Annotated in this window: 27 protein-coding genes; 14 read left to right on the forward strand and 13 right to left on the reverse strand. The window is 57.4% G+C overall.

What is annotated here, in order from left to right; genetic code table 11:
- Positions 1 to 135 precede the first annotated feature (135 nt).
- Positions 136 to 921, forward strand: coding sequence for a GntR family transcriptional regulator (locus tag BY454_RS01235; protein ID WP_104414818.1), 786 nt, complete (start codon positions 136 to 138; stop codon positions 919 to 921).
- On the opposite strand, the gene BY454_RS01240 is transcribed toward BY454_RS01235, so the two are convergent.
- Positions 918 to 1,673, reverse strand: a complete 756-nt coding sequence (locus BY454_RS01240) for a putative 4-mercaptohistidine N1-methyltransferase (protein WP_258075510.1) — start codon at positions 1,671 to 1,673, stop codon at positions 918 to 920. The genes BY454_RS01235 and BY454_RS01240 overlap by 4 nt on opposite strands.
- 265 nt (positions 1,674 to 1,938) lie before the next feature.
- Between BY454_RS01240 and BY454_RS01245 the strand changes: the two genes are divergently transcribed.
- The 5 genes from BY454_RS01245 (at position 1,939) to BY454_RS01265 (ending at position 6,023) form a co-directional block, all read left to right on the forward strand.
- Positions 1,939 to 2,262 (forward strand): high-potential iron-sulfur protein, encoded by a 324-nt coding sequence (locus BY454_RS01245; RefSeq protein ID WP_104414820.1) that lies wholly within the window; start codon positions 1,939 to 1,941, stop codon positions 2,260 to 2,262.
- 233 nt (positions 2,263 to 2,495) lie between these two features.
- Positions 2,496 to 3,530, forward strand: coding sequence for a TRAP transporter substrate-binding protein (locus BY454_RS01250; protein WP_104414821.1), 1,035 nt, complete (start codon positions 2,496 to 2,498; stop codon positions 3,528 to 3,530).
- Positions 3,531 to 3,632: 102 nt separating this feature from the next.
- On the forward strand, positions 3,633 to 4,226 hold the full coding sequence (locus BY454_RS01255) for a TRAP transporter small permease (protein ID WP_104414822.1): 594 nt from the start codon (positions 3,633 to 3,635) through the stop codon (positions 4,224 to 4,226).
- A 36-nt stretch (positions 4,227 to 4,262) separates the two neighbouring features.
- Positions 4,263 to 5,549, forward strand: a complete 1,287-nt coding sequence (locus tag BY454_RS01260; RefSeq protein ID WP_104414823.1) for a TRAP transporter large permease — start codon at positions 4,263 to 4,265, stop codon at positions 5,547 to 5,549.
- Positions 5,550 to 5,579: 30 nt separating this feature from the next.
- Positions 5,580 to 6,023, forward strand: a complete 444-nt coding sequence (locus BY454_RS01265) for a universal stress protein (RefSeq protein WP_104414824.1) — start codon at positions 5,580 to 5,582, stop codon at positions 6,021 to 6,023.
- A 5-nt stretch (positions 6,024 to 6,028) separates the two neighbouring features.
- Here BY454_RS01265 and BY454_RS01270 read toward each other — a convergent pair whose 3' ends face one another.
- The 8 genes from BY454_RS01270 to BY454_RS01305 form a co-directional block, all read right to left on the reverse strand.
- On the reverse strand, positions 6,029 to 6,358 hold the full coding sequence (locus BY454_RS01270) for an antibiotic biosynthesis monooxygenase family protein (protein ID WP_104414825.1): 330 nt from the start codon (positions 6,356 to 6,358) through the stop codon (positions 6,029 to 6,031).
- A gap of 85 nt (positions 6,359 to 6,443) precedes the next feature.
- Complete coding sequence (locus BY454_RS01275) at positions 6,444 to 6,641, reverse strand: hypothetical protein (protein ID WP_104414826.1); 198 nt, start codon at positions 6,639 to 6,641, stop codon at positions 6,444 to 6,446.
- A gap of 189 nt (positions 6,642 to 6,830) precedes the next feature.
- The gene (locus BY454_RS01280) at positions 6,831 to 7,871 is read right to left on the reverse strand and encodes an ABC transporter substrate-binding protein (RefSeq protein ID WP_104414827.1); all 1,041 of its coding nucleotides are present in this window, start codon (positions 7,869 to 7,871) and stop codon (positions 6,831 to 6,833) included.
- Entirely contained in the window at positions 7,868 to 8,638 is a 771-nt protein-coding gene (gene potC / locus BY454_RS01285; protein ID WP_104414828.1) for a spermidine/putrescine ABC transporter permease PotC, read from the reverse strand. Before potC ends, BY454_RS01280 begins: the two co-directional genes overlap by 4 nt.
- Positions 8,635 to 9,492 (reverse strand): spermidine/putrescine ABC transporter permease PotB, encoded by an 858-nt coding sequence (gene potB, locus BY454_RS01290; RefSeq protein WP_181049620.1) that lies wholly within the window; start codon positions 9,490 to 9,492, stop codon positions 8,635 to 8,637. The genes potC and potB overlap by 4 nt, the downstream gene beginning before the upstream one ends.
- The gene (potA, locus tag BY454_RS01295) at positions 9,485 to 10,606 is read right to left on the reverse strand and encodes a spermidine/putrescine ABC transporter ATP-binding protein PotA (protein ID WP_104414830.1); all 1,122 of its coding nucleotides are present in this window, start codon (positions 10,604 to 10,606) and stop codon (positions 9,485 to 9,487) included. Before potA ends, potB begins: the two co-directional genes overlap by 8 nt.
- A 74-nt stretch (positions 10,607 to 10,680) precedes the next feature.
- Entirely contained in the window at positions 10,681 to 11,751 is a 1,071-nt protein-coding gene (locus tag BY454_RS01300) for a TRAP transporter substrate-binding protein (RefSeq protein WP_181049621.1), read from the reverse strand.
- Positions 11,752 to 11,768: 17 nt separating this feature from the next.
- Entirely contained in the window at positions 11,769 to 13,442 is a 1,674-nt protein-coding gene (locus BY454_RS01305; RefSeq protein ID WP_104414831.1) for a methyl-accepting chemotaxis protein, read from the reverse strand.
- Between the two features lie 231 nt (positions 13,443 to 13,673).
- Between BY454_RS01305 and BY454_RS01310 the strand changes: the two genes are divergently transcribed.
- Complete coding sequence (locus BY454_RS01310; RefSeq protein ID WP_104414832.1) at positions 13,674 to 15,041, forward strand: CHAD domain-containing protein; 1,368 nt, start codon at positions 13,674 to 13,676, stop codon at positions 15,039 to 15,041.
- Here BY454_RS01310 and BY454_RS01315 read toward each other — a convergent pair.
- On the reverse strand, positions 15,022 to 15,246 hold the full coding sequence (locus BY454_RS01315) for a DUF3565 domain-containing protein (protein WP_104414833.1): 225 nt from the start codon (positions 15,244 to 15,246) through the stop codon (positions 15,022 to 15,024). The two genes, BY454_RS01310 and BY454_RS01315, sit on opposite strands and share 20 nt — an antisense overlap.
- Before the next feature lie 29 nt (positions 15,247 to 15,275).
- Between BY454_RS01315 and BY454_RS01320 the strand changes: the two genes are divergently transcribed.
- The 3 genes from BY454_RS01320 to BY454_RS01330 all read left to right on the forward strand — a co-directional run bounded on the left by BY454_RS01320 (position 15,276) and on the right by BY454_RS01330 (position 17,444).
- Entirely contained in the window at positions 15,276 to 16,007 is a 732-nt protein-coding gene (locus tag BY454_RS01320; RefSeq protein ID WP_104414834.1) for a sulfite exporter TauE/SafE family protein, read from the forward strand.
- Between the two features lie 64 nt (positions 16,008 to 16,071).
- A complete protein-coding gene (locus BY454_RS01325) occupies positions 16,072 to 16,452 on the forward strand; it encodes a rhodanese-like domain-containing protein (protein WP_104414835.1) in 381 nt (126 codons plus the stop codon).
- 14 nt (positions 16,453 to 16,466) lie between these two features.
- Positions 16,467 to 17,444 carry a GGDEF domain-containing protein gene (locus tag BY454_RS01330; protein ID WP_104414836.1) on the forward strand — a complete coding sequence of 326 codons (978 nt, stop codon included), beginning with the start codon at positions 16,467 to 16,469 and terminating at the stop codon, positions 17,442 to 17,444.
- A 20-nt stretch (positions 17,445 to 17,464) separates the two neighbouring features.
- Here the strand turns inward: BY454_RS01330 and BY454_RS01335 are convergent, their stop codons facing one another.
- From BY454_RS01335 to BY454_RS01345, 3 genes are all read right to left on the reverse strand, one after another.
- Positions 17,465 to 18,295 carry a substrate-binding periplasmic protein gene (locus BY454_RS01335; RefSeq protein ID WP_258075511.1) on the reverse strand — a complete coding sequence of 277 codons (831 nt, stop codon included), beginning with the start codon at positions 18,293 to 18,295 and terminating at the stop codon, positions 17,465 to 17,467.
- 57 nt (positions 18,296 to 18,352) lie between these two features.
- Positions 18,353 to 18,778 carry a hotdog fold thioesterase gene (locus tag BY454_RS01340; RefSeq protein ID WP_104414837.1) on the reverse strand — a complete coding sequence of 142 codons (426 nt, stop codon included), beginning with the start codon at positions 18,776 to 18,778 and terminating at the stop codon, positions 18,353 to 18,355.
- An 84-nt stretch (positions 18,779 to 18,862) separates the two neighbouring features.
- Positions 18,863 to 19,633 (reverse strand): substrate-binding periplasmic protein, encoded by a 771-nt coding sequence (locus tag BY454_RS01345; RefSeq protein ID WP_258075512.1) that lies wholly within the window; start codon positions 19,631 to 19,633, stop codon positions 18,863 to 18,865.
- A 177-nt stretch (positions 19,634 to 19,810) separates the two neighbouring features.
- Between BY454_RS01345 and BY454_RS01350 the strand changes: the two genes are divergently transcribed.
- The 4 genes from BY454_RS01350 (at position 19,811) to BY454_RS01365 (ending at position 22,822) form a co-directional block, all read left to right on the forward strand.
- The gene (locus BY454_RS01350; protein WP_104414839.1) at positions 19,811 to 20,494 is read left to right on the forward strand and encodes a type 1 glutamine amidotransferase domain-containing protein; all 684 of its coding nucleotides are present in this window, start codon (positions 19,811 to 19,813) and stop codon (positions 20,492 to 20,494) included.
- A 93-nt stretch (positions 20,495 to 20,587) separates the two neighbouring features.
- Positions 20,588 to 21,004 (forward strand): YkvA family protein, encoded by a 417-nt coding sequence (locus tag BY454_RS01355; RefSeq protein ID WP_104414840.1) that lies wholly within the window; start codon positions 20,588 to 20,590, stop codon positions 21,002 to 21,004.
- Between the two features lie 66 nt (positions 21,005 to 21,070).
- A complete protein-coding gene (locus BY454_RS01360) occupies positions 21,071 to 21,847 on the forward strand; it encodes a MotA/TolQ/ExbB proton channel family protein (protein ID WP_104414841.1) in 777 nt (258 codons plus the stop codon).
- Between the two features lie 3 nt (positions 21,848 to 21,850).
- The gene (locus BY454_RS01365) at positions 21,851 to 22,822 is read left to right on the forward strand and encodes a MotB family protein (protein WP_104414842.1); all 972 of its coding nucleotides are present in this window, start codon (positions 21,851 to 21,853) and stop codon (positions 22,820 to 22,822) included.
- Positions 22,823 to 22,848 lie beyond the last annotated feature (26 nt).

A 22,848-nucleotide genomic window follows, 5' to 3' on the forward strand; every position in this document is an offset into this window, starting at 1 on the left:
TGGAGGCGCCTCGGCCTGTCAAAGGTCAGCTTCAAGACCTTAGTCTAGGAATTATTCAAGAGACTGCAAAACAGAGCGCGAATGGCGTACCATTTATTGGTATGACCAATTTCAAGCAGTGAAGGAAGGCGACACATGCCCATCAATCAGATTGCCCCGAAACGGCTGGCCGACACCATTGTGGAACAGCTGGAAAGCATGATTCTGGAAGGCACCCTGCAACCTGGGCAACGGTTACCTCCGGAACGGGCCCTGGCGGAACAGTTCGGGGTGTCCCGACCCTCTCTTCGGGAGGCCGTGCAACGATTGACAGCCAAGGGCCTTTTGAACAGTCGGCAGGGTGGCGGCAATTATGTGACCGAAAACCTGGGCGCAAGCTTCAGTGACCCACTGATCACGCTGCTCGAAAGCCACCCGGAAGCGCACCGTGATCTGCTGGAGTTCCGGCGTACACTGGAAGCAGACTGCGCCTATTACGCCGCCCAACGTGCCACGGAGATTGACCGGGAGTACCTGGCGCAGGCCTGGCAAGAACTGGAAGCCTGCTACCAGAATACGACGGACTCGCAACAGGACCCTGAACGGGAAAGCATGGCCGATGCCCGGTTCCACCTGGCTATTGCCGAGGCCAGCCATAACGCCGTGCTGCTGCACACCATGCGCAACCTGTTCAGCATGCTCAAGAACAACATCCTGACCAGCATCAACGGCATGTACGCCCGGGAAACCAAAACCCGCCAGGAACTGATTGAGCAGCACCGCAAGCTGTACGCCGCCATTGGCGAAGGACGTGCCGATGACGCCCGCGCCATTGCCGGCCGACACATCGAGTTCGTGCAACGGGCCATTTCCGAGCACAGCGAAAGCGAACGCCGACGCGAACGGGCCCTACGGCGCGAAAGCCGGGGCAATACCCGCTAACCGGGCAGCTTTTCCCAGATGGTGAGTTCCGAAAAGCTGTGCTGGTACTTGTTCCGGGTCTCCCGAATAACAAACGGCAGACTTCGGGGGCCCGCAAGCAGCTGGAAGTGGGGCGACAGTGCGTCGGTCAAACCGTCCAGGGTGGTGTAGGGCTGGCCGTCTTTCAGGTAACCGCCCAACCACTCCTCCCGGGGCGTATGATCTTCCAGCCAGGTGTAGGGAGACGCAATCACCAATAGCCCCAGATCGTTAATACGGGAGCGGATGCTGTCCAGAAACGCGGTTGGTTTGTACAGCCGGTCAATCAGGTTGCCAGCCACCACCACATCGTATCCGCCAAGCTCCGGATCAAGAGCACAGGCATCGCCCTGGTGAAAAACCACCTTGTTGGTGTAGGGCTGCAGGCCCATTGAAGCCAGTGAGCGTTCCTGGTAACTGACCAGCTCTCCTTCCTCCGGACGGGCGTAACGGGCCACACCATCCCGGATAACCTCACGGCATTTGTCGATAAAACGATGGGAATAATCCACGCCGTCTACATGATCAAAATACCGGGCCAACTCCAGCGTGGTCCGGCCGCAGGCACAGCCCACATCCAGCGCCCGCCTGGTGGGCCGGCCATCCAGTGCGGCGACAGCGGCATCGGCAAGCTCTTTGGGGAAATTGCCCTCCCCGTGCCAGGACTCGCCGAAATGGAATTCGAGATATTGCGCCAGCGTGGTGTTGCTCTCGTAATACTCTGTATTGGACACGATAACTCCTCCAAAGGGTCGCCTATCCCCATGAGAATACCGATTCTCCAGGGCAATAAATAGCGAATACCGCCAAGCCTGGACCACCAGCTGAAGGATTACCCGCGCATTAAACATCGGAAATAATTGCCGTTTGAAGCCGCCACACTTCGCAAGCTATCAAACCAATTTGATACGGTGAAAAGGCGGCCCTCCCCTAGTAAAAATGAAAGCCCGGGTGGGGGCGACCGTTTGGCACAACCAAACCGATGAGAGAGGACCAACCATGAGTGATTTCAATAAAAGCCGCAGAGTGTTTTTGCGTACCGCCGCACTGGGTGCCGCTGCCGTCCCCTTGGCAGGTCTGGCCGTGGGTTCATCCAACGCCTACGCCGCCAAGCCTCACGCTGAAGACGGCCATGCACTGGGCTACGTGAACGATTCCACCACCACCGACAGCGCCCGCCACCAAAAAGGTCAACACTGCTCCAACTGTGTTTTCTGGGCCGGTGAAAATTCCGGTGGCTGGGGTAACTGTCGTCATCCCAAGTTTGCCGATGTTCAGGTCAACCAGAATGGCTGGTGTAACTCTTACGCCCCTGCAGCCTGACGTTCTCAGGGCGGCCAATACGGCCGCCTGTCTTACTTCCCCACAAGCCTCCCCGATAGCCGCAGCCCGGCATTGCCTTCTGAATAAATCGAAAATTCATGAACTTGCAAGGCGCATAAGACGAACCAATGAATTTCAGTTGTTTTCGCCATTTTCTTGCGAAACGGTCATTGTTTTGCCAATCTTTAAAAACGTAACAACAACTTAATCAAAAAAAGATCGGAGAGAAGACGATGAGCAGCACAGCGAAATTCCGTAAATTGGGCATCGTTTCCGCCGTGGCATTTGCCGGCCTGACGGCCGCGAACGCAGTCCATGCTGACAACTGGCGCTACGCCCACGAGGAATACGAAGGCGACGTTCAGGACGTTTACGCCTATGCCTTCAAGGAATACATCGAAGATAATTCCGAGCACACCCTGCAGGTTTACCGCTTCGGCGAGCTGGGGGAGTCAGACGACATCATGGGGCAGACCCTCTCTGGCATTCTGCAGTTCGTTAACCAGTCTCCCGGTTTTACCGGCTCCCTGATTCCTGAGGCACAGATCTTCTTCATTCCCTATCTGATGCCTACCGACATGGACACCGTGGTCGAGTTCTTCCGTGAGTCCGAGGCCATCAACAAGATGTTCCCGAAATTGTATGCGGACGCAGGCCTTGAGTTGCTGCAGATGTATCCGGAAGGCGAAATGGTGGTTACGGCCAACGAGCCCATCGAAAAACCGTCCGACTTCAACAACAAGAAGATCCGGGTGATGACCAACCCGCTTCTTTCGGCAACCTACGAGGCCTTCGGTGCCACACCAACTCCCCTGCCCTGGGGTGAGGTTTACGGTGCCCTGCAGACCAACATGATCCAGGGCCAGGAAAACCCGATATTCTGGATCGAGTCCGGCGGTCTGTACGAAGTATCACCGCACCTGACCTTCACCAAGCACGGCTGGTTCACCACCGCCTCCATGGCCAACAAGGATTTCTATGATGGCCTGCCTGAGGAAGATCAGCAGTTGATTCAGGATGCAGCGGACTATGCCTTCGACGAGATTATTGTCCACATCAACGGCCTGGCTGAGAAATCCCTCGAGAAGATCAAGGAAGCCAGCGATGAGGTAACTGTAACCCGCCTGAACGATGAACAGATCGAAGCGTTCAAGGCCCGTGCACCTCAGGTGGAAGACAAATTCATTGAGATGACTGGCGAGAGCGGCAAAAAGCTCTTGAACCAGTTCAAGGAAGACCTGAAAGAAGTTCAAAGCGACAAAGAGTAAATCAGAAGGAATGCCGGGAACCCATAGCGGTTCCCGGCTCGCTTTAACCCCGCCCCGCCGGGGACTTTCCCGCCGGGAGCGACATGTTCTGGAGCAGAATCCATGTCCGAGAAATCCCCGGAGATCGAAGACGATACCGGCCACTTTGAGTCCGGCTTGCCCGGTTTCCTGGGCACCATAGATGTCTGGATATCCAAAATCGAAGCCGTCATGCTGTCAGCCGGCGTCGTCCTGATGGCTATCAATACCTGTGTGAATGTGATCGCGCGATTCGTGTTCGGCGAAGGTCTGTTCTATACCGGAGAGGTCAACCGGATTCTGATCATCCTGATCACCTTTGCTGGCATCGGCTATGCCGCACGGCACGGTCGCCACATCCGCATGTCAGCGCTCTATGATTCCTTTCCTACCAAAGCCAGAAGGGTGCTGATGATCTTCATCGCTCTGTTTACCTCGATGGTGATGTTTTTCCTGTGTTACTACTCCTTTGAGTATATACAGACACTCTATCAACGAGGGCGGATCCTGCCGGCCCTGGGCTTTGAGATCTGGTGGATCTACATCTGGGCACCCGTTGGTCTTGCCATTACCGGGATCCAATATCTCCTGACCGCCATAAAAAACCTCACTAGTGAAGATGTCTATCTGTCGACTGGTGTGGCAGACGGCTATGCCGATACTGAAAAAGAAGTCTGAAGCAGCAAGAACGACCAAGGTTAAGGAAAGCACACCATGGCAACAATAATGATGATCGTCATGATCGGGCTGCTGCTTCTCGGCTTCCCGATGATGATTCCTCTGACCACCGCAGCGGTGATCGGCTTTGTAATGATGTTTGATGGCTTCGGCCAGATGAGCACGTTCATCCAGCAGATGATGGGTGGCATCCGGCCGGCGTCGTTGATTGCGGTCCCCATGTTCATTCTCGCCGCCGATATCATGACCCGCGGCCAATCCGCGGACCGGCTGATTAACATGGTCATGGCCTTTATCGGCCATGTGAAGGGCGGTCTGGCGATCAGTACCGCCGCCTCCTGCACCCTGTTTGGCGCGGTCTCCGGCTCCACCCAGGCGACGGTGGTGGCGGTGGGCTCCCCGTTGCGCCCCAAGATGCTGAAAGCGGGCTACTCAGACCCGTTCACCCTGGCGCTGATCATCAACTCGAGCGATATCGCCTTTCTGATTCCGCCCAGTATCGGCATGATCATTTACGGGGTTATCTCCGAAACCTCCATCGCCGAGCTGTTCATTGCCGGCATCGGGCCCGGCATCATGATCCTGATCATGTTCTCTATCTATTGCCTGATCTACGCTTATAAAAACGATGTCCCGACCGAGGAAAAGTCCACCTGGAAGCAGCGTGCGTTGTCGGTAAGGGATGCCTTGTGGCCCCTGATGTTCCCGGTCATCATCGTCGGCGGTATCTACGGCGGCATCTTCAGCCCGACCGAAGCGGCGGCGGTCTGCGTGCTGTATGCTTTCCTGCTGGAATTCATTGTCTTCCGGTCCCTGCAGTTCCCCGACATTCACAAGATCGCCAAGTCCACCGGCCTGATTACCGCTGTGGTGTTCATCCTTGTGGCGGTCGGTAATGGTTTCTCCTGGATTATCTCCTTCGCCCAGATCCCCCAGGCCATCATGGAAGCGGTTGGCGTCAACGAGGCCGGCCCGATTGGCGTCCTCATCGCCATCTGCGTGTCCTTCTTCATCGCCTGTATGTTTGTGGACCCGATTGTGGTGATTCTGGTGCTCACACCCATCTTTGCCCCAGCCGTGGCTTCAACCGGCCTGGACCCGGTACTGGTGGGTGTACTGATCACCCTGCAGGTGGCCATAGGCTCCGCAACGCCACCCTTTGGCTGCGACATCTTCACCGCCATCGCGATTTTCAAACGCCCTTACATGGACGTGATCCGGGGCACGCCGCCATTCATTTTCATGCTGGTGGCGGCAGCCGGTCTGTTGATTGCCTTCCCGGACATTGCCCTGTTCCTGCGTGACGTTGCGTTCAGAGACTAGTCCAGGCCAACTATCAAATAGGAGAAGACTATGTTCAATCGCATTCTGGTGGCGGTGGATGGTTCAAGGACGTCCCTCAAAGCACTGGACAAGGCCATCGAACTCCAGAAGCTGATCCCGGCGGCGGAGATCTTCATTCTGTGCGTCTACAAGCATCACAGCCTGTTCGAGGCATCGCTGTCCATCGGACGGCCGGATGACATGGATATTCCGGACAAGGTGTTGTCCCAGTACGCCAAAGATGTGGTGAATCATGCCAAGGAATTGGCCGTGGAACATGGCGCCACCAAGGTGCGGGGCTTCGTGAAAGCCGGCCGGCCCTCCAAGGTGATTGTCCGTTTTGCCAAGGAAAAGGAAGTGGACCTGATTGTGGTTGGCACCAAAGGTACCAACAGCGACAAGGACGGTATGTTTCTGGGGAGCGTGTCGCACCGGGTGGCATCCAACGCAAAATGCCCGGTACTCGTCGTTTAGCCTGGTTATGACTCCCGGGTCTTTCGGCCCGGGGGCATCACCACCCACTCCGGATCTTCGAACTCACCAATCGGCGTTATTTCCACATAGGGGGCAGCCCGCCGGATGATGTCATCCACTTCCGGGGAAGGCTCTTTCTCCATCGCATCCCGCTGCTCCTTGCTTTCCCAGGACGCAATCGCGATCAGCGTGTTGGGATCACCAATCTTTCGATGAAGCTCCGTGCCCCGGGCTCCCGGCGCCTGCTGAATAATTTTACTGGCCCGGACCCAGGCCTCGGCGTACTCCTCCGCCGTGTGGCCTTCCTTCACGCGCACTTCAAAAAGAAACTTCACGGGTTGTCACCGATAGGGTTGAGACTGCCGTTCGGCCGCCCTTTAACGTGCGGGCGGCGCGAAGGTCTGAGAGTGGGGTCAGGATTTATTCGTGCGTCACACCGTGACGATCAAAGATCTCATACACTTCCCGGGCCTCTTCCGGTGGCAGCATCACCCGGATCGTCTGCTCCCCTTCATCGATATAAATCAGATCCTGAGGAATTTCACTGCCAATAAGATCGTTTTTCGTGTTGCGTGCCTGATCCATGCTTTGGAATTTTCCGTTCACTGCCTTGCTCATAGACACTCTCCTTTTTGTTGGTTTCCTCCCTGAGTATAGAAACCTTGTGACTATGTGCAAAAAAACGACAGCCCGAACGCCCTAAATCGGTGCCAGAACAACAGCTTTTGTGCATCCATTAACAAAAAAGGGGCCGTTCGGCCCCCGAGTGTACGGCTCTCCGGCTGCTGCCGAATTGGCAACAACTATTTATTGGCCGGACTTCAACATTTCCCAGTACTTGGCATAAACCTGCAGGGCCTCATCGCCAATGTCGGTCTGAAACTCGGCATTGACCATATCCGTGGCGTTCGGATAGCTGGCCCGGTTATTGGCCACTTCCTCAGGCAGCAAATCCCGGGCCGCGAGGTTCGGGGTGGCGTAGCCAATCTCTTCACTGATCAGGGCGGAGATTTCAGGCTTCAGCACAAAATTGATGAACTTATGGGCCGCTTCGGGATTCTTGGCGTTTTTCGGAATCACGAAACTATCCAGCCAGGCAATGATGCCTTCTTCCGGATACACGTATTCCAGCGCTGGCATGGTGTCCTGGGCCATGACGGCCTCACCGTTCCAGATCATACCCACATCGGTTTCTCCTTCCAGGTAGGGCATGCGTGGGGCGTCGGAGTTGAAGGTGCGCACAGAGGGCATCAGCTCGGTCAGCTTCTCATAGGCCGCCTCGATCTCCTCCGGGTTGGTGCTGTTGCCGGAGTAACCCAGCACCCGAAGCCCCACGTGGAACACTTCACGCATGTCGTTGGTGAGCATCACGCGGCCTTCAAAACGCTCATCCCAGAGGTCTTCCCAGGCAGTCACTTCGCCTTCCACATCGGCGGTGTCCACGGCCAGGCCGGTGGTGCCCCACAGGTATGGCACGCTGTACTTGTTGTCCGGGTCGACATCCAGGTCCACCAGTTCCGGGTCCAGGTTATCGAAACCGTCGATCTTACTGCGGTCGATCGGCATCAGCAGGTCTTCCTGGCGCATCTTGCTGACGTAGTACGTAGACGGCACGGCCAGATCGTACGCGGCGCTGTCATCAAGCAGTTTCAGGCGGGCGTACATGGCCTCGTTGCTGTCGTAAGTGGTATAGACCACCTGGATACCGGTTTCCTCGGTGAACCGGTCCAGCACTTCCTGGGGCATGTATTCCGACCAGTTGTACAGATTCAGGACTTCCGGTTCCTCTGAGCCACCACAGCCTGTCAGGCTCACGGCCAGCAGGCCGGCGAGTGCGATCTTTTTCATTGCTTACTCCTTGTAAGTATCCATTGCGACATTATCAGCATGACCATCGAAAACATGAGCAACAGCGTGCCCAGAGCATTCACCTCGGGTTTCAGGCCCACCCGTACCATGGAGTAGATACGCAGGGGCAGAATTTCATAACTGGGCCCACTGACAAAGGTGCTCACCACCACATCATCCAGTGACAGTGTAAAACCCAACAGCCAGCCTGCCAGTAACGCGGGCATAATCACCGGAATCAGCACGGTGCGTGTCATGGTGAAGTCACTGGCCCCAAGATCCCTGGCCGCCTCTGGCAGCCGCTCATCAAAGCCACTGAGCCGGGCCATGACGGTAATCACCACAAAGGGAAGGCAGAAAGTAACGTGCGCCAGCAGGAGGGAGACATACCCCAACTGCAGCCCCACCAGGAGAAAAAGTGCGAGCAGGGAGATGGCCAGTACGATTTCCGGCGACATCATCACCACGAACAGCATACCGTTAAGCGCCTTCTTGCCCCGAAACCGGTAACGATGCAGCGCCAGGGCGGTCAGTGCACCGATCAGTGTCGAGATGGTCGCGGCAGACAGGGCCAGCCAGAGGGAATTCCACATGGCTTCGACCATGGCGCGGTTGTTGAACAGGGATTCGTACCAGCGCCAGCTTAGCCCACCCCACTCATAGCCGGTACGGGAATCGTTAAACGAGAACACCACCAGCACAGCAATAGGGGCATAAAGCAACAGGTAGACCAGGGTCAGGTAGGTTCGGGGCAGCCAACGGGTCATGCGCCTTCCTCCCCAATGCGACGTTTACTGAGCCGGTGGGCAAACATCAGGAAGGCCATGGTCAGAGTCAGTACGATACTGGCGGCGGCCCCAAACGGCCAGTTGCGGGCATCCAGAAACTGGTTCTTGATCACGTTGCCCACCAGCAGGTTTCGTGAGCCACCCAGGATATCGGGCACAAAGAACAGGCCCATGGCCGGCAGCAACACCAGCATGACCCCCGCCAATACACCGGGCAGGGTCAGAGGAACGATGACGTGCACAAAGGTGGCGAAATGTCCCGCGCCCAGGTCATGGGAGGCCCGCAGCAGGTCCTCGCGCAAATCCTCGAACACCGAATACAGCGGCAGGATCATGAACGGCAGCAGCAGGTAAACCAGCCCGATAATCACCGCCCCCTCGGAGTAAAGCAGCTTCAGGGGTTCTTCGATCAGCCCCAGGGACATCAGCGCATTATTCAGCAAGCCGTTCGTGGCCAACATCAGCTTCAGGGCATAGGTGCGGACCAGGGAGTTGGTCCAGAAAGGCACAATCAACAGGAAGATCAACAGTACCTGGCGCTGCCGGGGCACCTTCGACAATGCCCAGGCAAAAGGATAACCAATGACCAGGCACACGAGAGTGGTCATACTCGCCATATACAACGAGTGCAGGAAAACATCCAGGTACAGCGGATTAAGCAACTGCCGGTAGGCGTCGAGGGTGATGGGCAGTGATATAAAGGAGCCTGGGTCCCGGGTCATGACACTGGCACCCACTACCAGGAGGTTGGGTGTGAACACCAGGAACAGCAACCAGCCCCAGACCAGCACCAGCACCGCCGTCTTGAACGGCTGTTGCAGGGCGCTACGCATCAACGTTGGTTTCCTCGCCGACGGGGCTGGCCTCTTCCGGCAGCAGCCATTCCCAGCCATCGACCCAGCTCACCCGTACCGGTTCGCCCAGCCGGTAATCGAAAGCCGGATCGTCCTCATCGAAGAACTCCGAGGCCAGAACCTCGGTGCCATCGTCCAGGTGAATGACGGAATCCAGGGTACTGCCCTTGTAGTTACGCTCCACTACCTTGCCGGACACGCCGTCACTGGCTTCAGGAGACAGTACACGAATGTCCTCGGGGCGCAGGAGCACATGCAGCGACTGGCCATCCCGGAGGGGAAAATCCGGCTTGGCGAAGGTCCGCTTGAGGCCAAACACATCCACCGTCACGGTATCGTCGCCGTTGGTCTTCTCTACAAGCCCGGGGAATAGGTTGGTCTCGCCGACGAACCGCGCGGTAAACAGGTTGGCCGGCCGCTCGTAGACTTCCCGGGGGGTACCCAGCTGCTGGATCTCGCCATCTTTCATTACCGCGACACGATCCGACATGGACAGGGCTTCTTCCTGGTCGTGGGTGACAAAAACGAAGGTAATGCCCAATTCCCGCTGAAGGCGCTTGAGCTCCACCTGCATGGTGCGGCGCAGCTTATAATCCAGCGCCGACAGGGGCTCGTCCAGCAGCAGCATCCTCGGGCGCTTGACCACCGCCCGGGCGATGGCAACCCGTTGCTGTTGTCCGCCGGAGAGCTGGTGCGGCTTGCGTCTGGCGAAATCCTGCAGTTGCACCATGGCCAGCGCTTCCTGAACCCGCTCGCGGATTTCCTCCTTGGGACGCTTTTCCATTTTCAAGCCATAGGCAACATTGTCGAATACCGACATGTGCGGGAACAGGGCGTAGTTCTGGAAGACCGTGTTAAGGGGACGGTGTTCCGGGGGCGTGTGGGTCAGGTCCTGGCTGGCCAGGGTAATGGTGCCGCCGTCCGGATGCTCAAACCCGGCCATCAGGCGAAGGAGGGTGGTTTTGCCGCAGCCGGAGGGGCCCAGCAAGGTAATGAACTCCCCGTCCAGAATATCCAGATCCAGGGAGTCCAGCACCGTTTTGCCGTCAAATTGCTTGCTAAGGTTGCTCAGCGATAGCAGTGTCTGTTTCATGAGCCCGCCCCATAGGATGAGCGGCCTATTTTTCCAGAAACAGGAACAAACAAAAAGACTTGAGCCGCTTCTGGCTACTGATCAGCCACGCTGTTCAGATAAGCCTTATCGGAGATGTTTGTCCATTTGCGCACCTTTCTAAGGTACTCCTGCTGGGAGGCGATGATTTCCCGGGCCAGCGGATCGTTCTTCGCTTCTTCGTTCAGCAGCCGATGCGTCGTTTCACGCAGGGCGTTGATGACTTCCGGCGGGAACACCTTGTGCTCCACGTTCGGATACTCCTCCTTCATGCGGCCCCAGGCCTCGGCACTGTCGTTTATGCTCTTGGCGTACATGTCATAGGCAGCGGTGCGCATGGCCACCCGCAGGATTTCCTGAAGCTCTTTGGGCAGCTCGCTCCAGGTCTCCTGATTCACCAGGAACTGCACCTCCGCGCCCGGCTCCTGCCAGCCGGAATAGTAATACTTGGCGATCTGGTGGAAGCCCATGGGGAAATCCAGTGCCGGTCCCACCCACTCCAGGGCATCAATGGTGCCCCGTTCCAGCGCGGTATAAAGCTCACCTGGCGGCAGGTTGGTGACCGCTACGCCCAGTTCCGACATCACCTCACCGGCGAAGCCCGGGGTGCGCATTTTCAGGCCTTTCAGGTCTTCCAGGGAGTTGATCTCCTTGTTGAACCAGCCACCCATCTGATTGCCGGTATTGCCGCCCGGGAAGGACAGCAGGCCATAGGGCTCATACACCTTCTGCATCAGCTCCATGCCACCGCCATAGTAGAACCAGGCGTACTGCTCTGGCGCCAGCATGCCAAAGGGCACGGTGGTGAAATACATGGCGTTGGGAATGGTGCCCTTGTAGTAATAGGAGGCGGTATGGCCCATGTCGTACTGGCCATGGCGCACAAGGTCGAAAATGCCAAAAGGCGCCTTGTGCTTGTTGGACGAGTCAATGCGGATCTGAAGACGCCCACCGGACATGGTTTCCGCCATCTCCTCAAAGTGGCGGGTGGTCTCGCCCAGAATCGGCGAGTTTGGCCCCCAGGTCTCCGCCAGACGCAGGGTATAGGTTTCCTTGGAGACAGCGGGGCTGCTGACCGCCGAAACAGCAACGGCAGCAGCAGCCAGCAGGATGGTGCGAATGCTCATGGAACTCCCTTTATGAATCAGAACTTGAACTGGTTGACCAATTCTCGCAGATGCTCACCCAGCCGCGCCAGCTCGTTACTGGCTTCGTTGGTCTGAGTAACGCCGGTATCACTGCGCTGGGCGGCATCGACAATGCGCACCACGTTCTGATTGATTTCCTCGGCCACCTGGCTCTGTTGCTCAGCCGCCGTGGCGATCTGGGTCACCTGGTCGTGAATGTGGCCCACGGAGCTCACGATGGTATTCAAGGCACTGGTGGCGTGATTGATCCGCTCCACTGTCTCTTCCGAGCTCTTACGGGAGTGGCTCATACGCTCAACGGAAGCTTTGGACTCTTCAACAAAGCCATCGATCATCTCGCGAATCTGGTCAGCGGATTCGGCGGACCGCTTGGCCAGTTGGCGAACTTCATCCGCCACCACAGAGAAGCCACGGCCATGCTCACCGGCGCGCGCAGCCTCAATGGCGGCGTTCAGCGCCAGCAGGTTGGTCTGCTCGGTCACCGCATGGATCACGTCCAGCACCTGCTGAATATCGCCGGATTTCTCGGCCAGCGCGTCGATACCCTTGGCGGTGTTTTCAATCTCCTCTGACAGGTGATTAACGGAGTTCTGGGCGCTGGTAATGGTTTCGCCACCTTCACGCGCCATACGGTCGGCATCGGAGGCCGCACCTTCCACCGAGTTGGCGTTGCCGGCAATCTGCTGGATGGTCGCGGCCATTTCGTTAATGGCGGAGGCAATCTGGTCTGTCTCGCTGCCCTGCTCCTGCACCGACTGACGGGTTTCCGTGGCCACACTGCTCAGCTCTTCCGCTGCGGAGGCCACTTGATCGGTGGTCGCACCCACTTCCCGCACGGTGTCCTGAATCTTCACAATGAAATGGTTGAAGCGTTTACCCAGCACCGCCAGTTCGTCGTTGCCGTCTTCCGGCAGCCGGTGGCGCAGGTCGCCATCGCCATCGGCGATTTCACGCATCATCTCACTGACCTGACGGATCGGCCCGGTCACGGTGCGGCCTACCAGCATGCCGATGATGACAGACAAGACAATAACCGCCACGGTCACCATCAGGATAAAGCTGAGAGCCCGGGTCATGGCTTCATCGATTTCCTGCTTGGTCGCAGCCAGGACCTCCTGGATATCCGTCACGTAAACGCCGGCACCGACCATCCAGTTCCATTCCGGGATGATTCGGGCGTAGGAGACTTTAGGCTCGACATTACCGGAGGCGGGATTGGTCCACTCATAGCGGTGGAAACCATCACCCCCGGCGGCGTTATAGATATTCCGGAGCAGTTTGCGGGTATCGGGATTGGTCACCGGGCCTTCCTTGGAGGGATCCGGCGCATACGCCAGGTTATTCAGGTTTTCATCGTAGACAAAGATGTAGTTGGTCTCGTCGAAGGTAATTCCACGAATCCGCTCCCTTGCCTCGGCCTTGGCCTCTTCCTCTGTCCAGGCATTGTTCTTGGCCTCCAGCACAACGTCCCGGGCCGTCTCCACCAGGTTTTTCAGCCCTTTCTTGTGGGTTGCCAGCAACTGCTGCTCAAGCCGCTGAAGCTCTTCCTGGCCGTTGGCCTGGATCTGGCTGGCCGTGATCCAGGCAATGACGCCAGCGGTGATAAGCACCGGCAACACAATGCCGATCAACAACCGGGTTCGGATTGTGAAATTGTTCAGGAAGGACATGTTTCTTGCTCCGGATCAATGTTTCAGGCCGTGGAATTATGCACAGCTGCCCGCAAATGGCTATTCCAGTTTGTTAACAATTGTTCTTCAAAGTTACACAGCGTCGTCGACGCATCGGCCGCGAGGCCTGATATATCGAGTGTCACGTACAATTAGGCTATCGGCAGACCTGTAAACAACTTTAAGCTGTGTCAGACTAAAGTTACATGACACTCACTGCAGGAGAGCGCCATGAAACACCTGTTACTTGTTCGCCACGCCAAGTCCAGCTGGCAGGAAGAGGGCCTGCAAGATCGATGCCGCCCGCTAAACAATCGAGGCCAGGAACAACTGGAACCCCTTCATCGGGCACTATTACGTAGTGGCGCATTGGGAGGGGACATCTACTCCAGCGACGCCAACCGGGCCCGCAGCACGCTCGCCGGTATAGTGCCGCCGCAATTCCCTGAAAACCGGATTCACATCGACGCCGCTCTCTACACCTTTGATTGTCAACAATTATTGGGCTGGCTTAAAAGCCTTGATGATAAACAGGATACAGTGACGATAATCGGGCATAACCCGGCCCTGCTGGAGCTGGCATGCCACCTTTTGAAGCACCCGCCAGCCCGGCTACCTACCGCCGGCATCCTATCCATCGTTTTTTCAGACAAACCGTGGCGCAAGCTGGCCAAAAGCAAAGGCAAGGGCAAACTGGAGGCTTTCCTGACGCCCCGGGACTACAGCTATCGTGAGTTCAGCCGCAAAAGCCGGAAACGGGTTGCCGCGAAAGGCGAAGAGCCGGCAAAAAATCTCCAGGCCGAACTGCAACATCAATTAAAGCGACTTCGGGATCTGGAGTCAGGCGTCAGAACCGGCCTGGACGACGAATTCCTGCACCAGTTCCGCATTGCTATCCGTCGCAGTCGGGCGATTGCCGAGGCCTTGCTGGACGTTACCGACAACAAAACCCTGGCCAAAGCGTCAAAGCCGCTCAAGCGGCACGCAGCCCGCACCAGCGAGCTTCGGGATCTGCACGTTTTCCTGCAGGACCTGCCCAACCTTTGCCAGGGCAACGATGAGCTACACAGCGCCCTGGGCACCTGGGCACAGGGTGAGGCCGAAAAGGCACACCATGCCGTTGTAGAACATCTCGACAGTAAGTCCTATCGAGCCGACATGCACGACTGGGAAGACTTCATCCATTCCGGCACCCTGAAAAAACTGGCGACCCGAATGCAGACCGAAGACATCCGCCGGGCAGCTCGGAATCGGCTGGAAGGCTTCAACCGGCTTACCGCTGAAACACTGCATGATTCGCCGGATGAAGACATACATCGCCTGCGCAAACAGCTTAAGCGCATTCGCTACCTGATGGAGCTGGACGCCCAAAACTGGAAAAGTGCCCTGAAGGACCTGAAGTACCGCCAGGAGCTCTACGGTCGCTTCCAGGACCTGTGCGTCCAGATTGACCTGGTTCGCCACTTCCAGGACCAGGCCCCGGAAACCATGCCTGCCGCCATTCAGAACCTAATGGAACACCTTCGTGGGGCAAAAACGGACACTAGACGCCAGATTCTGTCGCTGGGGGGCCTGGGTATTAACGAGACGGAACGCTAGGCCAAGCGTCTGGAGGTGCGTGCTGGTCGCACTTCTTACAATTCAACTCAAACCCGAGCATCGATTCGCGCCCGGTTCTGGTCGTCACCCACGGGCGGTTCACCCAGGGTGGATCATGGCGAACATGCTGGTTATGGCCGCAGGCAAGCTGCGCCACCCAGTGGTTTTCATCGTCTTTGTGATAACCGATTATTGCTTGTTTCATTGCCTCCCCTTTTCAAAAGGATACTCGCCTTGCCAGACATTTCCCTGATTCAGCTTGTTCTAGCCAACGTAGCCATCGCTGCCGGTGCCTGCCTGCAAGGGGTGGCCGGTTATGGCATTGGCACACTCTCGGCACCGCTGCTGTTTTTGATCAGCCCAGTCTTGTTGCCCGCACCATTGGTTCTGAACGCCACCCTCCTGACCATTTTCATGCTGGTACGCAATCGGGCCGCGCTGGAAGTCCGTCAGGTACGTTTTGCCATTGGCGGCGGGGTGATTGGGGTCGTGCTGGCCGGCCTGACTCTCTCGGTGCTTTCATCCAAAGGCTTTGAGCTGATTTTCGGCATTCTGATCCTGGCTGGCGTGGCATTGAGCGTCGGCGGCCTCCGCCCACGGCTTAACGCAACCAGCAGCACCATCGCCGGCGCAGCCTCCACTTACATGGGAACTATTACAGCGATTGGCGGTCCTCCTATTGCCCTTATCTACCAGAACGAAAAGGGGCCGCTGGTTCGGGCCAACATGTCCGCCTTTTTTCTGGTCGCCAGTTTTCTCAGCCTGACAGCCCTGCTCTTTTCCGGTTATCTCGGGCGTCAGGAGCTGATCCTGTTCGCGGCAACCTTTCCCGGCGTGCTCGTAGGATTCTGGCTATCCGGGCGCTTGGTACACCGGGTACCGTTTGAGCGCCTGCGGCCGCTGATCCTCGGGATCGCGGCCGTGGCGGGCATCGCCGCCCTGACAAGGGGGCTACTGACACTCTGAGCCCACAACACTCGCATAATTAATCTATCTGGTTCATGCTGGACCAATCAAAAGGAGGTGCCTCATGAAAACAGCACATGACTTTGTAGAAGACGCCAAACAGCAGATTGAAGAAATCTCACCGGAACAGGCCGAAGGTGCCATCAAACAGGCCGACTTGCTACTGGATGTCCGGGATGGAGACGAGTACCGTGCCGGCCACATTCCGGGTGCGGTCAACATTTCCCGCGGCATGCTGGAGTTCAAATTCAGTAATGACCCATCCCTGGAAAACCGCGACATGAAGATTGTCCTGTACTGCAAAACCTCCGGTCGGGCCGCACTGAGCGCCAAGGTCCTGAAAGAAATGGGCTATCGCAATGTGCAATCCATTGCCGGCGGTTTTGATGGCTGGCAGGCGGAAGGCAGGGAAACCACCAAACCCGAATTGCCCGAATTCGAATAACGCCCCGGAGCTACATGACATCTGACACTACGCCCCTCAACCTGCCGACCCACGAGGGTCCGGCGGGTTCCAGCGAGATCACCTCTGCAGAGGGGCTTCAGGCCATCCTCGATAATCTGGATGCACTGGTTTACGTGGCCGATTTTGACACCTACGAGTTGCTCTACATGAATGCCTACGGCCGGCAGATATGGGGCACCATCAAGGGGCGCAAATGCTGGGCGGTGCTCCAGAATGGCAACGGCCCTTGCGAATTCTGCAGCAACCAACTGCTGATCAATGACGATGGCTCGCCCGCAGGCCCACACGTCTGGGAGTTCCAGAACCAGCTGGACAAACGCTGGTATCAGTGTCGGGACCAGGCCATCCGTTGGACCGACGGTCGCCTCGTGCGCCTTGAGATTGCCACGGACATCACCGAACGCAAGGAAATGGAGCTGGAGCTCCAGCGTGCCCACGAGAAGGCTCGCCAGGCCGCACTGACCGACGAGCTGACAGGCCTTCATAATCGTCGGGCGTTTTTCTCATTTGGGCGTCAACTGCTGAGCCAGGCCCATCGTTACAAGACACCCCTGGCGCTGATCACCATGGACCTGGATTTTTTCAAACAGGTCAATGACACCCACGGTCACGAGGCCGGCGATGAGGTGCTAAGGCATATTTCCGGCCTCCTGCGCGAACGCATACGGGAATCGGATTGCGCCGCCAGGATGGGCGGGGAAGAGTTTGCCCTGTTGCTGCCCGAGGCGGACACCGCCAGGGCGACAGACATGGCCGAGCGTCTGCTGCAGATGATCAGGGAGTCCCGCGTGCATTACCGGGGCCACCAGATTCAACCCAGCGCCAGCTTTGGCCTGACGGTGGCAACCGGCAGCGATCAACACCTGGAAGACCTTATGGTTCGTGCAGACCGGGCGCTTTACCGGTCAAAAGAGCGGGGGCGCGGGCAGGTCAGTGTCACCATTGCAGAGACGCCGCCATCCGGGCAGTAAAGGCTGTCGGATAATAAATCCTATGGGGTGTTGACCAGGTACTTTACAGCGTATTCTTCCAACAGACTGTCGATTCGCCTCTGACCGGTCAACACCTCCAGGCGCCGGGTAAAGGCGGCCCGGAAGGCCTCGGTGTTACAGGCTGACTCTTTGGCGAACGCAAAGTACAGCGGTTCGCTGCTGATTGGCGGCTGCAAATCCACGAATTCATCAGCAAGCCCCATCTTTTCCAGCTTGATGCGACCCTGCGGGCGCTCATAGAGCACGTAATCCACGCGACCGAGCCGGGCCATCCGGAACGATTGCTCAATCGTGCGGATACCTTCGATGGACAGATACTGTGCGGCAAACTCGTCAAAATCCTGGCCAGAACTGCTACCAATCAGGGTACTGCCCAACTTGCCCCGAAGATCCGTCCAGTAGCGATACTTGAACTCCTTGCCACGGGGCACCCAGATGTTGGTTGGCTGCCACGTGATAGGAGGCAGCACATAATCGAGGAATTCGCGGCGCTCGTCGGTCAGGAACGCCCCGGCCACCACGTCAATCTTGCCCTGGCGCGCCATGTGCAGCACCCGTGCCCAGGGGCCCACATCCCGAACGACTACTTTAACGCCCAATGGCTCCACAATTTCCTGCAACAGCGCCGGCACGGCGCCCGTGAGGAAACCCGGCTGCTCGACCGACTGCCAGAGCATCGGGGGATATTCGGGATTACCACCGACCACCAGGGTATCGCACAACCGATCGGTGTCCGCCTGAGCAAACGAAAACATACCTACGGCCACCAGCATCAGGGCGAATCGGAAACTGCGAAACACAAACCAATAAGCTGCGCGGCCCTCAGGCATCACGTTTTGAGCCTCCCAAACAATCCCATGATCTGATTGATAAACTCAATCACTTTATCAGTGTCGCTTGGTTATCGCCATGGTCAGGCGACACATACAGGTCAACTTGCCCTGTTCATTCTCCAGACGGATTTCCCAGACCTGGGTAGCAGAACCCAGGTGCAGGGCTTTTGCCGTGCCATAAACCCAGCCGCTGGCTGTCGGGCGAATGTGGTTCGCGTTGATATCCAGCCCCACGGCCATCATCCCCTTATCGCGGACACACCAGTTCGCCGCCATGCTGCCCAGGGTCTCCGCCAGCAGGACCGACGCACCCCCATGCAGAATACCGAAAGGCTGCACGGTGCGCTGGTCCACCGGAATGCGACCTTTCAGGTAATCATCACCAACTTCAAGATATTCAATACCCAAGTGACTGACCGCCGTGTTGCGGCTCAGTGCCGTCACCTGCTCAAGGGTCGGGGTTGCTGTCCAGATTGCCATGGTGGATTTTCTCCGGGTTGAACTTTACGCTCTTATAGCTGCCAGGAGAGAGGGCCTCGTGTCCCGTCTGGTTAATTCGCTGACCTACTTGACCGCCAGGTTGGAATATTTGGTGACCAGGCGATCCATCAGACCTTCCTGCCGAATAGCCTCCACCACTTCGGCGATTTCATCGGCGTATTCAAGAATGGGCGATTTCCTGGAGATCGCTATCCAGGAGCGCTCCCCCGGAACACTAAAGGGCGAAATCTCAACCTGGACCTGAACGTTCCGGGCGGCCGAAAGGCCCGCCAGCTCCGGCGCCACCACCACATCAACCCGGCCTTTCTCCAGCATCAACATCAGGTTCTGATAGCGTGGCGCGGTGGACTTCTTTAGCTGATCGTCCTTGTCGAAGCGCTCAAAATACCGGGCACCTTCAAGCACCCCGATGGACTTTCCATACAGGTCACGGTACCGGGTAACCCGGTTCTCCGGCTCGGTGTAGAAAAACAGGCGTCGCTCGGGGGGAAAGGCCGGCGTCGCGTAGGCCATGTAGGCTGCCCGGTTTTCCGTGCGCACCGGTCCCAGCATGACATCCACCTTGCCCTCCTGCATCAACAGCAGAATACGGCGAAACGGAACCCGCTCATACTCCACCTGCCAACCGAGCCGGTCTGCCACTTCGTTGAATATATCCAGATACAGCCCCGACTGTCGGCCGGCATCCAGAATCCGGTAGGGAGGGGAATGATCCACCCCCACAACCACGGTCTGCGCTCCTTCGTCTCCAGCATCACCCGTTTGCCCCCAGGCTGCCACGGAAAACAAGCCGAGCAATGCATATAAAACCACGCTCTTGGACAAATACGTCATAAAAACTGCAATCCCTGTCCTTTTTAAAAACTCTATTCTAAGTGTAGCCGGAATAGGCATCCATGGGGTTGTTTTATCCGTACCCTGTTGAAATTCGCATAGCGCAACACAACGTCGGTTTAGAGAGAGCGTTAAACGGCAGAAACTCCCGACTCCAATCAGAGGAGGCTAGATCTCATGAAAATACTGATGGTTCTCACATCCCACGACCAGATGGGCGACACCGAGCATAAGACCGGTTTCTGGCTGGAAGAGTTCACCTCGCCTTTTTACGTGTTCAAGGATGCTGGCGCGGACATAACCCTGGCCTCGCCCAAGGGCGGCCAGCCTCCCGTCGACCCGAACAGTGAAGCCGAGGACGCCCTGACCGAGTCAACCCGGCGGTTCGCTCAGGACACCCACGCCCGGGAAATGCTGGCGAGCACGAAAAAACTGGCGGATGTCGACATGAACCAGTACGACGCCATATTCTATCCCGGCGGCCACGGCCCCCTGTGGGACCTGGCCAACGATGAGAAATCCGCCGAGCTGATCAAAACCGCCTATGAACAGGACAAAGTCATTGGCGCGGTTTGCCACGCACCGGGTGTGTTCAAGAACGTGTTCATCAAACCGGGCCAGAACCTGGTTGGTGGCCGCGAGGTTACCGGCTTCACCAACACCGAGGAAGAAGCCGTACAACTGGACAAGATTGTGCCCTTTCTGGTGGAGGATATGCTCAAGGACAATAATGCCCGCTACAGCCGGGGCGATGACTGGGGTCCGCACATTGTGGTGGACGGCAAGCTGATCACCGGCCAGAATCCGGCATCCTCGGAAGGCGCGGCCAAGGCCGTGCTGCAGGCCCTGCAGGAGCAGTAAACCCACCCAGCCGTCTATCCATGCGTGCCGCCGTGTCCCCCATGCCGAAAACGGGACACGGCCGCTCCGAAGGCGTTCACAAGAGGCACCAACATGGGACTGTTTTCACAAAAGATAGCCGCCAAGGAATTGAACAGGGAATCGGCGAAAATCAGCCAGGCTGACCTTGAGGCGTTGTTGGCCCGGCAGAAAACCATTGAAGAGAAGGTTCGCAACAGCGGCCGACTGAATCGTTTCAACACCGCCATCAAACTGATGTTTTCCCTGTTGCGGGATTACTGGCAGGGCAATTACCGGGCCGTGCCCTGGAAATCCATCGCCGCCATTGCCGGCGCGCTGATTTACGTACTCAATCCACTGGATGTCATCCCCGACTTTCTGGCCGGTCTGGGCTTTCTCGACGATGCCAGCGTGGTGGCGTTTTGCCTGAAGCTGGTGGAATCGGATCTCCACCGCTATGCCGCCTGGAAAGAACTCCAGGACTCTCCCTCCAGCACGGATACAAATTGATCATCGATTGCGCAACGGGTATCATGCTGCGCTTCGAACCCCACCCTTTTCGTTAATGGAGTAACCGTGGATTTCGCCACCCTCATTGGCCTGGCAGGCGCCATTCTACTGATTGCCTCCGCTGTCATTCTCGGCACTTCTCCGGGCGTTTTCATCAATCCTCCATCCCTTTTGATTGTCGTGGGGGGCACCTTGCTGGTGGTGTTGTCAAAGTTCAGTTTCGGTCAGTTTTTCTGGGCCTTCAAAGCGGCCGTGCGCGCCTTCAAGTTCAAGTTGCCGGAAACCCAGGACAGCATCGATGAGCTGGTGGAGATCGCCCAGATCGCCCGCAAGGAAGGGGTGTTGGGGCTTGAAGGCCGGGAGGTGGGTTCACCGTTCCTGTCCCAGGGCATCCAGATGCTGGTGGACGGCCAGACCGCCGGCACCATCAAGCAACTACTGAGCAAAGAACGGCTGATGACCCTGGATCACAACCGGTCCGGCGCCAAGGTTTTCACTGCGATGGCCGATGTGGCGCCGGCCATGGGCATGATCGGCACCCTGATCGGCCTGGTGCAGATGCTGTCGAACATGGAAGACCCCAAATCCATCGGCCCGGCCATGGCGGTGGCACTGCTGACCACCCTGTACGGCGCCATGATCGCCACCATGATCGCCAACCCCATTGCCGACAAACTGTCGTTGCGGATGACCGAAGAGGCCCGCATGCAATCACTGTATATCGATGCCCTGGTCGCCATCCAGGAAGGCACCAACCCGCGAATCATCGAACAGATGCTGTCGAGCTATCTGCCACCCGGCGAGCGGGAGAAAAACAACGAAACGGAAGCGGCCACGGGATAAGCCATGGACGACTTACCGGAAGAGGAAAAGCCGGGCATACCGGCATGGGTGGTCACCTTCGCCGACCTGATGTCGTTGTTGATGTGCTTCTTCGTGCTACTACTGTCTTTCTCGGAGATCGACGCCCAGAAATTCAAGCAGATTGCGGGCGAACTGTCCCAGGCCTTTGGCGTGCAGAGAGACACGCCGGTCCTGGAAATCCCCAAAGGTACCAGCCCGATTTTCGATAAATTCTCCCCTGCGCCCCCCGAACCCACCCTGGTCAATCAGGTCAAACAGACCACCACGGACGAGCAGCCGGAACTGAAGCTCCTGGAAAGTGCAAAGGACCAGGCGATTCAGGAAAAAATCCAGCAGAAAGTAGACGCCAACATGGCGGAGATTATGGAAGTGCTGGAACCGGCGATGCAGGAAGGTCGCATCAACGTTTCCGAAAACCAGCAACGTATTGTGATCCGGGTTGAGGAAAAAGGCTCCTTCTCCTCCGGCTCAGCCCAGCTGACCTGGGATTTCGAGGGGATGTTGCTGGATATGGCCGAAGTACTGGCGGGCATCCCCGGCGACCTGGCCGTGGAAGGCCACACCGACAATCTGCCCATTCACACCGACCGTTTCTACAGCAACTGGGATCTGTCGGCCGCCCGTGCAGCTGCGGTGGCGAATGTGTTGCTGGCGAAAGAGGAAATCAGCGCCGATCGCCTTCGGGTGACCGGCCTTGCGGATACCGAACCACTCGCGCCCAATTCCACTCCTGAAAACCGGGCCAAGAACCGGCGGGTTGAAATCATCATCGACATGGCCGGCCCTCTCAAGGAAGAGGAAATGCGGTTGCGGGAAATGGTGAACAACCGTCCGGGCGAGCAGGAAGCGATCATTGACCTGACCCAGGAAGCCCCGGCACCGGCCAGTGAATCTGAACAATCCACTGACCCCAAAGTTCCAGAAGAAGAGCCTACGGGCGAACTCACCTGGTAAACCCGCCCATTAGCGGCTATCGGACA

It is taken from the genome of Marinobacter persicus (assembly GCF_002934325.1).
Classification (GTDB): Bacteria; Pseudomonadota; Gammaproteobacteria; order Pseudomonadales; family Oleiphilaceae; genus Marinobacter; species Marinobacter persicus_A.

Bases quoted from the DNA above. Each gene is read 5' to 3' on its own strand.
- BY454_RS01305 (WP_104414831.1), bottom strand. From the start codon at position 13,442: ATGTCCTTCCTGAACAATTTCACAATCCGAACCCGGTTGTTGATCGGC.
- BY454_RS01265 (WP_104414824.1), top strand. From the start codon at position 5,580: ATGTTCAATCGCATTCTGGTGGCGGTGGATGGTTCAAGGACGTCCCTC.
- potB (WP_181049620.1), bottom strand. From the start codon at position 9,492: ATGCGTAGCGCCCTGCAACAGCCGTTCAAGACGGCGGTGCTGGTGCTG.
- BY454_RS01315 (WP_104414833.1), bottom strand. From the start codon at position 15,246: ATGAAACAAGCAATAATCGGTTATCACAAAGACGATGAAAACCACTGG.
- BY454_RS01355 (WP_104414840.1), top strand. From the start codon at position 20,588: ATGGGACTGTTTTCACAAAAGATAGCCGCCAAGGAATTGAACAGGGAA.
- BY454_RS01250 (WP_104414821.1), top strand. From the start codon at position 2,496: ATGAGCAGCACAGCGAAATTCCGTAAATTGGGCATCGTTTCCGCCGTG.
- potA (WP_104414830.1), bottom strand. From the start codon at position 10,606: ATGAAACAGACACTGCTATCGCTGAGCAACCTTAGCAAGCAATTTGAC.
- BY454_RS01235 (WP_104414818.1), top strand. From the start codon at position 136: ATGCCCATCAATCAGATTGCCCCGAAACGGCTGGCCGACACCATTGTG.
- BY454_RS01275 (WP_104414826.1), bottom strand. From the start codon at position 6,641: ATGAGCAAGGCAGTGAACGGAAAATTCCAAAGCATGGATCAGGCACGC.
- BY454_RS01335 (WP_258075511.1), bottom strand. From the start codon at position 18,295: ATGCCTGAGGGCCGCGCAGCTTATTGGTTTGTGTTTCGCAGTTTCCGA.
- BY454_RS01260 (WP_104414823.1), top strand. From the start codon at position 4,263: ATGGCAACAATAATGATGATCGTCATGATCGGGCTGCTGCTTCTCGGC.
- BY454_RS01310 (WP_104414832.1), top strand. From the start codon at position 13,674: ATGAAACACCTGTTACTTGTTCGCCACGCCAAGTCCAGCTGGCAGGAA.
- BY454_RS01255 (WP_104414822.1), top strand. From the start codon at position 3,633: ATGTCCGAGAAATCCCCGGAGATCGAAGACGATACCGGCCACTTTGAG.
- BY454_RS01350 (WP_104414839.1), top strand. From the start codon at position 19,811: ATGAAAATACTGATGGTTCTCACATCCCACGACCAGATGGGCGACACC.
- BY454_RS01365 (WP_104414842.1), top strand. From the start codon at position 21,851: ATGGACGACTTACCGGAAGAGGAAAAGCCGGGCATACCGGCATGGGTG.
- BY454_RS01245 (WP_104414820.1), top strand. From the start codon at position 1,939: ATGAGTGATTTCAATAAAAGCCGCAGAGTGTTTTTGCGTACCGCCGCA.
- BY454_RS01345 (WP_258075512.1), bottom strand. From the start codon at position 19,633: ATGACGTATTTGTCCAAGAGCGTGGTTTTATATGCATTGCTCGGCTTG.
- BY454_RS01340 (WP_104414837.1), bottom strand. From the start codon at position 18,778: ATGGCAATCTGGACAGCAACCCCGACCCTTGAGCAGGTGACGGCACTG.
- potC (WP_104414828.1), bottom strand. From the start codon at position 8,638: ATGACCCGTTGGCTGCCCCGAACCTACCTGACCCTGGTCTACCTGTTG.
- BY454_RS01325 (WP_104414835.1), top strand. From the start codon at position 16,072: ATGAAAACAGCACATGACTTTGTAGAAGACGCCAAACAGCAGATTGAA.
- BY454_RS01330 (WP_104414836.1), top strand. From the start codon at position 16,467: ATGACATCTGACACTACGCCCCTCAACCTGCCGACCCACGAGGGTCCG.
- BY454_RS01280 (WP_104414827.1), bottom strand. From the start codon at position 7,871: ATGAAAAAGATCGCACTCGCCGGCCTGCTGGCCGTGAGCCTGACAGGC.
- BY454_RS01300 (WP_181049621.1), bottom strand. From the start codon at position 11,751: ATGAGCATTCGCACCATCCTGCTGGCTGCTGCTGCCGTTGCTGTTTCG.